The 14657-nt window shown below is 69.8% G+C and carries 8 protein-coding genes; 3 read left to right on the top strand and 5 right to left on the bottom strand.

Features of this window, described 5'->3' with window-relative positions:
- Window positions 1–20: 20 nt before the first annotated feature.
- Window positions 21–3032 (top strand): FxSxx-COOH system tetratricopeptide repeat protein, encoded by a 3012-nt coding sequence (fxsT, locus tag ACQEXA_RS20860; protein ID WP_432932375.1) that lies wholly within the window; start codon window positions 21–23, stop codon window positions 3030–3032.
- Between the two features lie 204 nt (window positions 3033–3236).
- Here fxsT and ACQEXA_RS20855 read toward each other — a convergent pair whose 3' ends face one another.
- The 4 genes from ACQEXA_RS20855 to ACQEXA_RS20840 all read right to left on the bottom strand — a co-directional run bounded on the left by ACQEXA_RS20855 (window position 3237) and on the right by ACQEXA_RS20840 (window position 9968).
- Complete coding sequence (locus ACQEXA_RS20855; RefSeq protein ID WP_432939545.1) at window positions 3237–7046, bottom strand: multifunctional oxoglutarate decarboxylase/oxoglutarate dehydrogenase thiamine pyrophosphate-binding subunit/dihydrolipoyllysine-residue succinyltransferase subunit; 3810 nt, start codon at window positions 7044–7046, stop codon at window positions 3237–3239.
- A gap of 282 nt (window positions 7047–7328) precedes the next feature.
- Window positions 7329–8435: a HAMP domain-containing sensor histidine kinase gene (locus tag ACQEXA_RS20850; protein WP_359400960.1), complete on the bottom strand. Its 1107-nt coding sequence runs from the start codon at window positions 8433–8435 to the stop codon at window positions 7329–7331.
- Window positions 8432–9169 carry a response regulator transcription factor gene (locus ACQEXA_RS20845; RefSeq protein ID WP_359400963.1) on the bottom strand — a complete coding sequence of 246 codons (738 nt, stop codon included), beginning with the start codon at window positions 9167–9169 and terminating at the stop codon, window positions 8432–8434. Before ACQEXA_RS20845 ends, ACQEXA_RS20850 begins: the two co-directional genes overlap by 4 nt.
- A 112-nt stretch (window positions 9170–9281) precedes the next feature.
- Window positions 9282–9968 carry a spermidine synthase gene (locus ACQEXA_RS20840; RefSeq protein WP_432932378.1) on the bottom strand — a complete coding sequence of 229 codons (687 nt, stop codon included), beginning with the start codon at window positions 9966–9968 and terminating at the stop codon, window positions 9282–9284.
- Window positions 9969–10238: 270 nt separating this feature from the next.
- Here ACQEXA_RS20840 and ACQEXA_RS20835 point away from each other — a divergent pair, with 270 nt between their 5' ends.
- Window positions 10239–11012 (top strand): rhomboid-like protein, encoded by a 774-nt coding sequence (locus ACQEXA_RS20835; RefSeq protein ID WP_432932379.1) that lies wholly within the window; start codon window positions 10239–10241, stop codon window positions 11010–11012.
- 34 nt (window positions 11013–11046) lie between these two features.
- Here ACQEXA_RS20835 and ACQEXA_RS20830 read toward each other — a convergent pair whose 3' ends face one another.
- Complete coding sequence (locus tag ACQEXA_RS20830; protein ID WP_432932381.1) at window positions 11047–11841, bottom strand: GNAT family N-acetyltransferase; 795 nt, start codon at window positions 11839–11841, stop codon at window positions 11047–11049.
- 270 nt (window positions 11842–12111) lie between these two features.
- On the opposite strand from ACQEXA_RS20830, the gene lon reads away from it, so the two are divergent.
- Entirely contained in the window at window positions 12112–14538 is a 2427-nt protein-coding gene (gene lon, locus ACQEXA_RS20825; protein WP_432932382.1) for an endopeptidase La, read from the top strand.
- Window positions 14539–14657: the final 119 nt, after the last annotated feature.

The raw sequence follows: 14657 nt of genomic DNA, 5'->3' as shown, positions 1-14657 counted from the left end.
ACGCGCAGGGAGGCCGCTGCATGTCTGGAACTCATACGCCGGTTGGATCAACCGAGAAGGGGGCCAGGAAGCAGACCGTCACGATCAGCTTCGCCGGGTTCAACCGGGCCTGGGCTGCCTGGATCGGTGACCGGCTCGAGCGCCGCGGGCTTCGTGTCGTCTACCTGCGCTGGGACTCCCCGTCAGAGGTCCCCCTCGAAGACCTCCTGCGCGACCTGAAGCTCGCCGAGGGCCGCATCCTCATCATCGTCAGCGAGTGGTACTTCCAGTTGGGTCCGCGCACTCACGAGGAATGGAACGCGGCCCTGCGCAAGGTCGTGGCTCCCGAGCCCTCTCGTTTCGCGGCCGTGTCGGTCACCACCAACACCGTGCCGGTGGCCGCCGCAGTGCTCGCCGCCGTCGACCTCACCAACATGGGTGCCGAAGAGGCCGAGCGCCGCATGCTGGACCGGCTGGACCTGGCGACCGCTCCGCTGCCCGGCTCCACGAACGGCGCCAGGCGCGGGCCACGCTTCCCCGCGTCCATGCCAGAGGTCTGGGGCGGTGTCCCGCGCCGCAACACGCGCTTCACCGGCCGGGAGTCGCTGCTGAACGACGCCTACCATCTCCTCCAGAGCGCCGAGCCCGGAGCGGGAGTCGTGACGATGCACGGCATGTCGGGCGTCGGCAAGACGCAGCTGGCCGCGGAGTACGTGTACCGGTTCGGCTCCGAGTACGACGTGGTGTGGTGGGTCAACGCCGAGAAGAGAGTCAGCTACCGTCGCGTCCTCGCGGAACTGGCTCCGAAACTGGGGCTGACCACGGGGCAGGAATACGGTGAGCGCCTGCGCGCCGTCCGCGACTCGCTGCGCCGGGGCGACCCGTACGCCCGCTGGCTGCTGGTCCTGGACGGGGCCGACGAGCCGGACCAGATCTGGGACCTGGTGCCGACCGGCCCCGGGCATGTCCTGATCACTTCACGGAACCCGGAGTGGACCGAGCACAACAGCAAGCTGCTGGAGGTGCCCGTGTACGAGCGCTACGAGTCCGTGGCCTTCATCCGCCGCCGTGCACCGCGGTTGACCGAGGCCGAGGCCGACCAGCTCGCCGAGGCCCTCGAGGACCTGCCGCTCCTGCTGGACCAGACAGCCGGCTGGCTGAACGACTCCGACCTGTCGGTCGAGGACTACATCGCCCTCCTGGAGGGCGGTATCGACCAGGACGTGGTCAAGGTGTCAGCGGACTTCCCGCTCGCGTTCCAGACGGCGTGGTCGATACTGCTGAACAAGCTGCGTGAGACGGTCCCGGAGTCCGTGGACCTGCTGCGCTTGTGCACGTTCTTCGCGCCAGGATTCGTCCCCGTGCGAATGCTCAAGGAGATGCCGCACGACGAGCTGCCCGAACAGGTCGCGGGACTCCTCAACGACCCGCTCCTGTGGAACAAGGCGATCAACCAGCTGCGCCAGTACTCTGTGGTCCGCCTGGAGTCCCACGACACGACCTCCGACGATGCGGCGGCCTCCGGCGAGTCGTTGTATCTGCACCGCATGGTGCACCAGATCGTCGGCAAGGACATGCCGGACGAGGACCGCGAGGAGTTCATCGAGGTGGTACGCCAGTCATTGGCGGCAGCGGACCCCCGCAGGCCGACGGATCCGGATCTGTGGCCCGTGTACGCGGAAATCGTCCCGCATCTGAAGTACGCGGACGTCCTCAACAGCACTGACCCCGCCATTCAGCGCCTGGTCTTCAACTGCCTTCGCTACATGTTCTTCTCGGGCGAGTACCAGGCCGGGATCAAACTCGGCGAACGCGCCCTGGAAGCCTGGCGGTCGCTGCTGGGGGAGACTCACCCCCGCATCTGGGAACTGACCTACCACTACGCCAACCTGCTGCGCGCGGTCGGTGACTACGGCCGTACAGAGGCCATCGAGCGTATTGCCGTCGAACACCTGCGGGAGGAGCGTGGGCCGCAGGACCTGGAGCACCTCCGCGCGGCGGGCGGCCTCGCCGCCGACCTGCGAGGCCTGGCCCGCTACGACGAGGCGCTGGAACTCTCGCAGTGGATTCTGACGGCTTATCGGGAACTTCTCGGCGAGCAGGACTCCCGTACCCTCAACGCGCAGAACAACCTCGGCGCCACGCTGGTGCTGCTCGGCCGCTACGAAGAGGCTCTGGAAGTCGACCGCCGAACCCTCGAAGCAAGGCGCCTGCTGCTGAAGCCCCGGCATCCATGGACGTTCTATTCGGAGACGTCCTATGCCATCGACCTGCGCCTTCTGGGGCGCTACACCGATGCGGAGTCGATCCAGGCGAAGAACGTCGAGGAACAGCTCCGCGTGCTCGGCGCGAACACTCCCTACACGTTGAAAGCCCAGCACAACCTCGCCTTCTGCCACTACCGCAGGGGTGACCGTGAGGCGGCAGGGAGACTCTTCGCCGACGTACTGGAGCGGTCCGAGCGCATTCTGGGTGAGACGGATCCGGATACCCTCCGGTATGCAAGCAGCCAAAGCTGCTTCACCCGCGAGCACGGTGACATCGACCAGGCCCGCGAGCTCAGTGAGGCCACTATCGCCCGCTACGAGTTGATGCTCGCCGAAGGACACCCGTTCGTCGCGGGAGCCCGTGCCAACCACGCCCTGATCCTGCGGAACGTGGGTGAGCGTGATCACGCCCACGTCCTGGTCGAACAGGCTATGACGGACATGACCACGGCCGTGGGGGAGAGCCACCCCTGGACCTTGGGCTGTGCCATCAACGCGTCGGCCCTCCGCAGCCTCGTCGGTGACCCCGAGTCGGCGGCCGAACTCAGCAAGGTCACCGCCGCCCGGGCCGGCGAGGTGCTCGGCCGGACGCACCCGCTGACGCTCTCCGCCCGTATCGCCCAGGCCGCCGACCTTCGCTCCGTGCGGGACCGCCAGCAGGCCGAGAAGCTGGAGCAGGAAGCGTTGTCGGACCTTGCGGCGACGCTGGGCCCGCAGCACGTCCACACCGTCTCGGCACGCGCCCGCACCCGTCCGTTCTGGGACTTCGAACCCCAGACGACGTGACCGATCGCGGCCTTCCCCGGTGCGTCTGACCGCGCACGGCCCCGGGGAAGGACCCCCGGCTCTCTCAACCTGCGTGCACCAGAGGGGAACTACCTCGGAGAGACCCGTGGGTGTGCCGACCAGGCCACCGAGGACGCACGACGAAAGGGCCCGGCCCCGGGAAAACCCCGGGGCCGGGCCCTTTCGTGAGCTGTGCTCAGAGGCTTACGCCTCGAACACCTCACGCACCAGCTGCTCCTGCTCCGCCTGGTGGCGCTTCGCCGAGCCCACGGCCGGGGACGAGCTGTGCGGGCGCGAGATGCGGCGCAGGCGCTCGCCGGCCGGGATGTCCGCGCCGACCGCCAGGTCCAGGTGGTCGATGAGGTTCAGGGCGATGAACGGCCAGGCGCCCTGGTTCGCCGGCTCCTCCTGGACCCACAGGTACTTCTCGGTGTTCGGGTACTTCTTGATCTCGGCCTGGAGCTCCGCACCCGGCAGCGGATACAGGCGCTCGAGACGGATGATCGCCGTGTCCGTCACACCGCGCTTCTGGCGCTCGGCCTCGAGGTCGTAGTAGACCTTGCCCGCCGTGAAGACGACCTTGCGGACTCCGGCCGGGTCCACCGAGGAGTCGCCGATGACCGGGCGGAACTGGCCCGTCGTGAACTCCTCCGCCTTCGACGCGGCGGCCTTGAGGCGCAGCATCGACTTCGGCGTGAAGACCACCAGCGGCTTGTGGTGCGGGTTGTGCACCTGCCACCGCAGGAGGTGGAAGTAGTTCGACGGCAGGGTCGGCATCGCGACCGTCATGTTGTTCTGGGCGCAGAGCTGCAGGAACCGCTCCGGGCGGGCCGAGGAGTGGTCCGGGCCCTGGCCCTCGTAGCCGTGCGGGAGGAGCAGGGTGACGCCGGACGTCTGGCCCCACTTCTGCTCCGCCGCCGAGATGTACTCGTCGACGACGCTCTGCGCGCCGTTGACGAAGTCGCCGAACTGCGCCTCCCACATCACGAGCGCGTCGGGGCGGGCCAGCGAGTAGCCGTACTCGAAGCCCATGACCGCGTACTCGGACAGCAGGGAGTCGTAGACGTTGTAGCGCGCCTGGTCTTCCGACAGGTACTGCAGCGGGGTGTAGTCCTCGCCCGTCTCGCGGTCGATCAGCACCGCGTGGCGCTGGCCGAAGGTGCCGCGGCGGGAGTCCTGGCCGGAGAGGCGGACCGGCGTGCCATCGAGGAGCAGCGAGCCGATGGCCAGGGTCTCGCCCATGCCCCAGTCGATCGTGCCGTCCTCGACCATGGCCGCCCGGCGCTGCAGCTGCGGCAGCAGGCGTGGGTGGACGGTGAAGTAGTCGGGGATGTTGACCTGGGACTCGGCGATCCGCTTGACGACCTCGGCGGACACGGCCGTGTCGACCGCCACCGGGAAGCCGTCCTGCGGCTCCGGCGTCGCGGCCGAAACCGGCTGCGACGTGGCCTCGCGGACCTCGGTGAAGACCTTCTCCAGCTGGCCCTGGTAGTCCTGCAGCGCCTGCTCGGCCTCCTCCAGCGTGATGTCGCCCCGGCCGATCAGCGACTCGGTGTACAGCTTGCGCACCGAGCGCTTCTTGTCGATCAGGTCGTACATCAGCGGCTGGGTGAAGGCCGGGTTGTCCGACTCGTTGTGACCGCGACGGCGGTAGCAGATGAGGTCGATCACCACGTCCTTGTTGAACGCCTGGCGGAACTCGAAGGCCAGACGCGCGACGCGCACGACCGCCTCGGGGTCGTCGCCGTTCACGTGGAAGATCGGGGCCTCGATCATGCGGGCCACGTCCGTCGCGTACATGGAGGAACGCGAGGACTCGGGGGCCGCGGTGAAGCCGACCTGGTTGTTGATGACGATGTGGACCGTGCCGCCCGTGCGGTAGCCCCGCAGCTGCGACATGTTCAGGGTCTCGGCCACCACGCCCTGGCCCGCGAAGGCCGCGTCGCCGTGGATCGCCACCGGCAGGACCGTGAAGTCCGTACCGCCCTTGTTGATGATGTCCTGCTTGGCCCGGGTGATGCCCTCGATGACCGGGTCGACCGTCTCCAGGTGGGACGGGTTGGCGGCGAGGGAGACCTTGATCTGCTCGCCGTCGAGACCGGTGAAGGTGCCCTCGGCGCCCAGGTGGTACTTCACGTCGCCGGAGCCGTGCATCGACTTCGGGTCGAGGTTGCCCTCGAACTCGCGGAAGATCTGCGCGTAGGACTTGCCGACGATGTTCGCGAGCACGTTCAAACGGCCGCGGTGGGCCATGCCGATGACGACCTCGTCCAGACGGGACTCGGCCGCGCTGTCGATCACCGCGTCGAGCAGCGGGATGACCGATTCGCCGCCCTCCAGGGAGAAGCGCTTCTGGCCGACGTACTTGGTCTGCAGGAAGGTCTCGAAGGCCTCCGCCGCGTTCAGCCGGCGCAGGATGCGCAGCTGCTCCTCGCGCTCCGGCTTGGTGTGCGGGCGCTCCACGCGGTCCTGGATCCACTTGCGCTGCTTGGGGTCCTGGATGTGCATGTACTCGATGCCGGTGGTGCGGCAGTACGAGTCGCGCAGCACGCCGAGGATGTCGCGCAGCTTCATCATCGACTTGCCGGCGAAGCCGCCGACGGCGAACTCGCGCTCCAGGTCCCACAGGGTGAGGCCGTGCTCGACGATGTCCAGGTCGGGGTGCTTGCGCTGGCGGTACTCCAGCGGGTCGGTGTCGGCCATGACGTGGCCGCGGACCCGGTAGGAGTGGATCAACTCGAAGACGCGGGCGGCCTTGGTGACGTCGTCGTCGTGCGAGGCGTCGATGTCCTTGAGCCAGCGGACCGGCTCGTAGGGGATGCGCAGGGCCTCGAAGATCTCGTCGTAGAAGCCGTTCTCGCCGAGCAGGAGGTTGGCGACGACGCGCAGGAACTCGCCGGAGGCGGCGCCCTGGATCACCCGGTGGTCGTAGGTCGACGTGAGCGTCATGACCTTGGAGATGCCGAGCTTGTTCAGGGTGTCCTGGGAGGTGCCCTGGAACTCCGCCGGGTAGTCCATCGAGCCGACGCCCATGATCACCGACTGGCCGGGCATCAGGCGCGGGACCGAGTGGACGGTGCCGAGGCCGCCGGGGTTGGTGAGGGAGACCGTCACGCCGGTGAAGTCGTCCATCGTCAGCTTGCCGTCGCGGGCGCGGCGGACGATGTCCTCGTAGCCCTGCCAGAACTCGAAGAAGTTGAGCGTCTCGGCCTTCTTGATCGCCGCGACGACGAGCTGGCGGTCACCGTTCGGCTTCACCAGGTCGATGGCGAGGCCGAGGTTGACGTGCTCAGGCTTGACCAGGGTCGGCTTGCCGTCCTTCTCCGCGAAGGACCAGTTCATCGACGGCATGGCCTTGATGGCCTGGACCATCGCGTAGCCGATCAGGTGCGTGAAGGAGATCTTCCCGCCCCGGGCGCGCTTGAGGTGGTTGTTGATGACGATGCGGTTGTCGAAGAGCAGCTTCACCGGCACCGCGCGCACGGACGTGGCCGTGGGCAGCTCCAGCGAGGCGTTCATGTTCTTCACGACGGCGGCTGAGGGGCCGCGCAGGGTCACCAGCTCAGGACCCTGGGGCGCCTCGGCCACAGCCTCGTCCTTCTTGGGCTGTGCGGGCGCCGCGGCGGGCTTGGCAGCTGCGGGTGCGGCGACGGGCTTCGCGGCGGGCGCGGCCTTCGCCGGGGCAGGCGCGGGGGCCGGCTGCGCAGGAGCGGCCGGGGCCGGCGGCGCGGCCGGAGCCGTGGGAGCGGCAGCCTGGGCGGCGGGCGCGGCCTGGGCCGACACGGTGGTCTCCGCGGCCCCCGCGGCCGCGGTACCGGCCGCGGAGGCAGGGGCTCCCGGCTTGTAGTCGGCGAAGAAGTCCCACCAGGCACGGTCTACCGAATTCGGGTCCTGGAGGTACTGCTGATAGATCTCGTCGACGAGCCACTCGTTCGGACCGAACGCGGCCGCGGGGTTCTTCCCGGCTTGGTCGTCGGTGGAGATGCTCGAGTTACTGGGGGACTGTGGCGACACGGCGGCAACCGCCCTCTTCCGCTTCACAAGGTGATTGGACAGCGGGAATAAAGGCTACGCCTCCCCGACCGCGAAGGTCAGGTCAGGCCGGTTCATCGTCGTGTAAGTCACACCGGAAAGCGTGTTTCGGGGCTGGAAATGGCGGGAAACAACGGGGGTTCCGGTTCTCGGCGGGTACGGCGGACCCGGCCCGGCGCGGAGGATGCGCGGGCCTCTGCCTGATCACACGTGTCCGTCAGCGGGGACCTGTATGGATCTTGTGGCTCCGCTTTGAACTTTACGTCAACCGGACGCGGATGGCTCTCCCGGAAGGGTGACCTGGATCCGGCAGCCGCGGGGGGATTCGGCCACCCCGATCCGGCCGCCGTGCAGCTCGACCGCCCAGCGGGCGATCGCCAGGCCGAGGCCCGTGCCGCCGTCGCTGCCCGGCCCGTGCGGCCGGTTCACCGCTCCGCGGTTGAAGCGCTCGAAGACCCGGTGCCACTCCGACTTGGGGATGCCGGGACCCTCGTCCAGGACCTCGAGCTCCAGCGACTCCGGGTGCGTCCCGCGCCGCGCCTTCACGGTCACGCGCCCGTGCGGCGGGCTGTGCTTGACCGCGTTGTCGATCAAGTTGGCCACGACCTGGTGGATGCGCTCGGGGTCCGCGTGCGCGGTGAGCTCCGGCGGGGTCACGTCCAGATGCAGATGGACATCGGTACGGGTGTGGGTTCCGGAGCCCGAGGCGATGCCCGCGCGGGCGGAGGACACCATCTGGGCCTCCTTGAGGACGCCCGAGAGGTACGGCCACACCTCGAAGCGGCGCTTCTTCAGCGGAACCACGCCGTTGTCCAGGCGGGAGAGGTCCAGCAGGGTCTCCACCAGGCGCCCGAGCCGTTCCGTCTGCTTCAGCGCCGTGCGCATCGTCTCCGGGTCGGCGGCCGATATCCCGTCGACGATGTTCTCCAGCACCGCGCGCAGTCCCGCGATGGGCGTGCGCAGCTCGTGCGAGACATTCGCCACGAGTTCCTTGCGCTGTCGGTCCTGGGCTTCGAGCTCGTCGGCCATCAGGTTGATCGTGTGGGCCAGGTCGCCCAGCTCGTCCCGGCGTGTGTCACGCACCCGGCGGGTGTAGTCGCCGTGCGAGATGGACCGGGCCACCGTGTTCATCTCGTCGAGCGGAGCGGTGAGCGAGTGGGCCACGAACTGCGTGATCAGCAGGGTGGCGATCATCGAGAACACCGTGATGAAGCGGAGCTCGGTCTCGGTGCGCACCGCGATCAGCAGCAGACCTGTGGTGATCAGCACCGAGATGACGACCAGTGCGCCCAGCTTGGTCTTGACCGAGAACGGGCGAACGCCGCCCCAGGGCTCCCCGGGGCCTCTCCGTGGCGACGGCTCGCCGCTCATGGCGTCGGGGTCTCCAGCGCGTAGCCGACGCCATGCACGGTACGGATGCGTTCCGCGCCGATCTTCCGCCGCAGGGCCTTGATGTGGCTGTCCACGGTGCGGGTGCCGGAGGCGTCGGCCCAGTCCCAGACCTCCGCGAGCAGCTGCTCGCGGGACAGGACCGCGCGCGGGGTGTTCGCCAGGCACACGAGCAGGTCGAACTCGGTGGGCGTGAGGTGGACGTCCTCACTGCGCACCCGGACCCGGCGCTGTGCGTGGTCGATCTCCAGTTCACCGAGGCGCAGGATGCCGGTGCGCGGGGTGGCGGCGGCCAGTGCGGCCCGCTCGACCCGGCGCAGCAGCACATGCACGCGCGCCGCCAGCTCCCGCATCGAGAACGGCTTGGTCATGTAGTCGTCGGCGCCGACGCCGAGCCCGACCAGCATGTCCGTCTCGTCGTCGCGCGCGGTGAGCATCAACACCGGTACCGGGCGCTGTGCCTGCACGCGGCGGCAGACCTCCAGGCCGTCGAAGCCCGGCAGCATGATGTCGAGAATCAGCAGGTCGGGCTGCCAGGCCTCGGCCGTGTCGACCGCTGCCGGGCCGTCGCCGGCCGTTTGCACGAGGAATCCCTCGGCGCGCAGGCGGGCGGCGATGGCGTCGACGATCGTCTGGTCGTCCTCGACCACCAGAACCCGCCGCTGCGCGCCCGGGGTCGCCGTCGTGCCGTTGTGTGCGGTGTGTGTCTGCTCCATCGCCCGCCCCTGGGGTTGCTTTCCGGAATCCGTGGGGTGATCCCATGACTGCGTTTGACGCTTGAATGATCCGCGTCAGGGATGCAGCGTACGGGGAGTTACCGCCGGTCGGCTATCCAGGTCTGACAGCAAGATGCACGACGTCCGGAACGCCCCGGGCAACCGGGACCTCTTCGGTACGGACCTGCTGGAACCCGGCATTCCAGAGGGTTCCTTCAAATTCCGGAGAGGGTTGCGCCGACCATACAGCGAGTACTCCTCCGGGCCTCAACAGGCGTGCGCAGCTTGCCAGTCCTGCCCTCGAGTACAGGGTTTCGTTGTCGTCGGTGACGGTCCAGCCGGGCCCGTTGTCGATGTCGAGGCACAGTGCGTCGTACGTGTCCGATGTCTCATTGACGTATGCGACGAGATCCGTTGCGAGGAGGCGGGTGCGCGGGTCGGCCAGCGCGTCCGCGGTCAGGGCGGACAGTGGGCCGTCGCGGTGCCAGTCGATGACGGCCTGGTCCCGTTCGACGACCGTGATCCCTCCCCAGCGGGTGTCCGCCGCGGCGTGCGCGAGCGAGAAGCCGACGCCGAGTCCGCCGATCAGCACGTGGGGCCGGGGGCGGTGGTCCAGGGCGTCGCGGGCGGCGTCGACGAGCAGCCGCTCCGAGCGCCCGTCGGAGGTGTCCATCAGGAAGCAGCCGTTGGCGATGATCTGCAGCAGTCCGCCCTGGCGCCGCAGCACCACCTCGCCGTAGGGGCCCGAGCGGCGGTCGAGCACTTCTGGGGCGTCGTAGGTGTCGTACGGATGAGCCATGGGTCACATTCTGGTGACGCGATCTGCTGCTGACGACCGATTTTGGTCGGGCGGGTACGCCCTTCCCCGGCTCGGTGCGCCGGACCCGGCGCGCTCAGCGTCGTGACCTGGCCCGACCGCCGTTAGGGCGCGAACATCCGTTCGCGCGGTTGGGCCGGACGCGCGAGGCGTCTGAGAAGTTGCTTTGAAATCGGGACGGTGGTGGCGTCGGTCATAGACAGCGACCCCTGCGACGCCAAGGGTGGTGCGTGACGGAAGGAGCGCCGCGCCTTGGAACGCACGGTCTCGGCGGCTGACGCCACGTTCACGGCCCCGGGGACGGGCGCGCCATTCCTTGACGGCATGCCGCGCCAGCGCACGGCATCCCAGCCGGCCCTTCCGGCCCTCTGCCCGCCCGCGCCGAAGGCGGGCCCGCGTCCCTGGCTGCTCCTGCCGAACCCCGTGGCCACCCCCTTCACCTTCGGGTACGCCGCCGTCCTCGCCGTCACCTCGCTCTTCGCCGCGTACGCCGACCCGGCCCTGGTGCACACCCTGTACCAGCAGTCCAGCACCGACGTCGCCCATCTGGTGCGGACCCCGGTGCCGGTGCTCATCGCCAGCGCGCTGTGGATCGCGGGCGGGATCACCTCTTCGTACACGCTGGTCTTCCTGTTCGTGCTGACCGCGCTCGAGCGGCGGATAGGAGGACGGCGCACGGTCGTCGTCTTCCTGCTCGGGCACGTCCTCGCGACCCTGGCCACCGAGCTCCCGGTCGGTCTGTGGGTACTGGTCGGCGAACTGCCCGACAGCTCCCTGCACCGCCTCGACTACGGCATCAGCTTCGGCGTGGCGGCGAGCCTCGGCGCACTGACCGGCCTGCTGCGGCCATGGCTGCGCTGGGCGGTGCTCATCGTGTTCGGCGGCATACTGCTCCAGGACCTCGTCGCGTTCACGGACCCCCTGAGCAACTGGGGCCATCTGATGTCCCTGGCCATCGGGATCGCCATGTGGCCGCTGGTGCGGCGGTGGCGGAAGAGGCCCCAGGAGGCCGCCCCCGCCCGGTAGCCGCTCCCGCCGGTCCGGCGGTTCGGCGGTTCGGTCAGCGCTCCGGCGGTGTCCACACGTAGGGCGTTGTCGTGGTCACCGCCCGGAAGCCCAGACGGCGCAGGATCGGGGCGCTGTCGTCGGAGGCGTCCACCTGGAGGTAGCGGACGCCGCGTTCCGCCGCGAGGGCGGCACGCACCGCGACCAGCGCCCGGTAGATCCCCTTGCCCCGCCACCGGGCCAGCGTCGAGCCGCCCCACAGGCTCGCGAACTCGGTCCCCTCGCGGAACACCAGCCAGGCCGCCGAGACGACCTCCCCGTCCGCCTCGGCCACATGAACCGCGATCTCGTCCGGCGCGGCGGCCACCCGGCCGGTCAGGTCGTCCGCGAGCCAGCCGCAGTCCTCCCCCCAGACGGCCGATTCCATGGCGGCGATGCGGCGCATGTCCGCCTCGGCCGTGACGCGGCGCAGCGTGACGCCCTCCGGGAGGACCGGGTGCCGTACCGCCAGGTCCGCGGTGCGCCCGATGACCACCGTCTCCTGGTCCTCGGGCACGAAGCCGGCGGCGCGCAGCCGGTCCACGAGGTCGGCCGGGGTGTCGTGCCCGCGCGTCTTCCACTCCACCGCCTCGCCGCGGGCGGCGAAGTAGTCGCGCTGCCGGACGATCAGCCGGTCGAGTTCGGCCCCGTACACCCCGAGGTCGCGAGGCCCGCTGACGAGCCCACGGAACTGACCGACGATCCGCAGCAGCGGGCCGTCGTACTCGTGGGCGACTCCTGCGGGAGGGCTCGGCGGGGCACCGCGCATCTGGTCGTCGTAGGCGGCGAGAAGGATCTCCGATTCTGTCATGAGCAGACCGTACGGCGGGCGGCGGAGGGCGGGGCGACTGCCGGACGGTCGAGCTGCCCGGCGGTGCGCGGGCACGACGGCCGTTCGGCCGGGAAGCGTTGCGCTCCCGAGGGCGTTGGGACGACATCGGCACCGCTTCCCACCCGGCCTGACGTGCCGTCAACGGAGGTGGCAGGCCTGATCGCTCAGAGCGAACGTCCCCTGGGGAACAATCGAATCCTCCTGGACATTGAGTCCGTGTAGCTCAACTTGACTGCCGAAGGGGAGATCATGGCTGCTGAGTCCACGGCGTTCACACCGCTTGCTTTGCCCGTGCTGCCGCTCGACGGCGAGGTCGTGCTGCCCGGCATGGTGGTTCCGCTGGACCTGAGTGATTCCGAGGTGCGCGCTGCGGTCGAGGCCGCCCAGGCCGCCGCCCGGTCGGAGCCCGGAAAGCCCAGGGTTCTGCTGGTTCCTCGCATTGACGGGACGTACGCGGGCACGGGTGTGCTCGGCACGGTCGAGCAGGTCGGCCGGCTGGCCGACGGCGACCCGGGCGCCCTGATCCGCGGCCGCGGCCGTGTGCAGATCGGCGCCGGGACCACCGGGCCGGGTGCGGCGCTGTGGGTCGAGGGCACGAGGATCGACGAGACCGTTCCCGACCCCCTGCCCGGCCAGGTCGCCGAACTGGTCAAGGAGTACAAGGCCCTCGCCACCAGCTGGCTGAAGAAGCGCGGTGCCTGGCAGGTCGTGGACCGTGTCCAGGCGATCGACGACGTCTCCGCGCTCGCCGACAACTCCGGCTACTCGCCGTTCCTGACCACCGAACAGAAGGTGACGCTGCTGGAGACCGCCGACCCGGTGGCCCGGCTCAAGCTCGCCACTGAGCAACTGCGCGAGCACCTCGCCGAGCAGGACGTCGCCGAGTCCATCGCCAAGGACGTCCAGGAGGGCGTCGACAAGCAGCAGCGCGAGTTCCTGCTGCGCCGTCAGCTGGAGGCCGTCCGCAAGGAGCTGCGCGAGCTGAACGGCGACGCGAAGGAGGGCGAGGAGTCCGACGACTACCGGGCCCGGGTCGAGGCCGCCGACCTGCCGGAGAAGGTCCGCGAGGCCGCGCTCAAGGAGGTCGACAAGCTGGAGCGGTCCAGCGACCAGTCGCCCGAGGGGTCGTGGATCCGCACCTGGCTGGACACGGTGCTGGAGCTGCCGTGGAACGAGCGCGCCGAGGACGCATACGACATCCTCGGCGCCAAGGCCGTCCTGGACGCCGAGCACTCGGGCCTCGAGGACGTGAAGGAGCGGATCACCGAGTACCTGGCGGTGCGCAAGCGGCGCGCCGACCGCGGCCTGGGGGTCGTGGGCGGGCGGCGCGGAGGTGCCGTTCTCGCCCTGGTCGGGCCGCCCGGTGTGGGCAAGACGAGCCTCGGCGAGTCGGTGGCGCACGCCATGGGCCGCAAGTTCGTGCGGGTCGCGCTCGGCGGTGTACGCGACGAGGCCGAGATCCGCGGTCACCGGCGTACCTATGTCGGCGCCCTGCCCGGCCGTATCGTCCGCGCCATCAAGGAGGCCGGCTCGATGAACCCGGTCGTCCTGCTCGACGAGATCGACAAGGTGGGCTCCGACTTCCGGGGCGACCCGGCGGCCGCCCTGCTGGAGGTCCTCGACCCGGCCCAGAACCACACCTTTCGCGACCACTACCTCGAGGTCGAACTCGACCTGTCCGACGTCGTGTTCCTCGCGACGGCGAACGTCCTCGAAGCCATCCCGGAGGCCCTGCTCGACCGTATGGAGCTGGTCCGCCTCGACGGCTACACCGAGGACGAGAAGGTCGTCATCGCCCGCGACCACCTGCTCCCGCGCCAGCTGGAGCGGGCGGGCCTGAACAAGGACGAGGTCGCGCTCGACGAGGGCGCGCTGCGCAAGCTCGCCGGCGAGTACACCCGGGAGGCGGGCGTACGGAACCTGGAGCGGTCGATCGCGCGGCTGCTGCGCAAGGTCGCGGCCCAGCACGAACTGGGCGAGAAGGAGCTGCCCTTCACCGTCCGCGACGAGGATCTGCGCGGCCTGATCGGGCGTCCGCACCACGTGCCCGAGTCCGCCCAGGACCCGGCCGAGCGGCGCACGGCGGTCCCCGGCGTGGCGACCGGTCTCGCGGTCACCGGCGCCGGCGGTGACGTCCTCTACGTGGAGGCGTCGCTGGCCGATCCGGAGACGGGCGCGGCAGGCCTGACGCTGACCGGCAAGCTCGGCGACGTGATGAAGGAGTCGGCGCAGATCGCGCTGAGCTTCCTGCGCTCACACGGCGCCGAACTGGAGCTGCCGGTCGGCGACCTGAAGGACCGGGGTGTACACATCCACTTCCCGGCGGGCGCGGTCGCCAAGGACGGACCGAGCGCGGGCGTCACGATGACGACCGCACTCGCCTCGCTGCTGTCCGGCCGCCTGGTGCGTACGGACGTGGCGATGACGGGCGAGGTCTCGCTCACCGGCCGTGTCCTGCCCATCGGAGGGGTGAAGCAGAAGCTGCTCGCCGCTCACCGGGCGGGTGTGAAGACCGTCATCATCCCGAAGCGCAACGAGCCCGACCTGGACGACGTGCCGGCGGAGGTGCTGGACAAGCTCGACGTCCACGCCGTCACCGACGTCCGCCAGGTCCTCGAACTGGCGCTCGCGCCGGCCACGAACGACGCGGCGCCCGAGGTTCCCGTGGCGGCGTGACGGACGTCGCGGGATGAAAGAAGGCCCGGGCTCCGTGAGGGAGGCCCGGGCCTTCCCGTGCGACCGCTCAGGGGACGTCGGCCGTCGGCGAGTGCCCGCACTCTGTCGAGTGCGCTGGT

Origin of the sequence: Streptomyces sp. CA-106110 (genome assembly GCF_050936285.1) — a bacterium.
Classification (GTDB): Bacteria; Actinomycetota; Actinomycetes; order Streptomycetales; family Streptomycetaceae; genus Streptomyces.
The sequence above is the reverse complement of the archived record's forward strand: the minus strand, read 5'-3'. Positions and strand labels throughout refer to the sequence as shown.

Excerpts from the sequence above, each read along its gene's own strand:
- fxsT (WP_432932375.1), top strand. The coding sequence starts at position 21 with ATGTCTGGAACTCATACGCCGGTTGGATCAACCGAGAAGGGGGCCAGG.
- ACQEXA_RS20830 (WP_432932381.1), bottom strand. The coding sequence starts at position 11,841 with ATGACAGAATCGGAGATCCTTCTCGCCGCCTACGACGACCAGATGCGC.
- ACQEXA_RS20850 (WP_359400960.1), bottom strand. The coding sequence starts at position 8,435 with ATGAGCGGCGAGCCGTCGCCACGGAGAGGCCCCGGGGAGCCCTGGGGC.
- lon (WP_432932382.1), top strand. The coding sequence starts at position 12,112 with ATGGCTGCTGAGTCCACGGCGTTCACACCGCTTGCTTTGCCCGTGCTG.
- ACQEXA_RS20840 (WP_432932378.1), bottom strand. The coding sequence starts at position 9,968 with ATGGCTCATCCGTACGACACCTACGACGCCCCAGAAGTGCTCGACCGC.
- ACQEXA_RS20845 (WP_359400963.1), bottom strand. The coding sequence starts at position 9,169 with ATGGAGCAGACACACACCGCACACAACGGCACGACGGCGACCCCGGGC.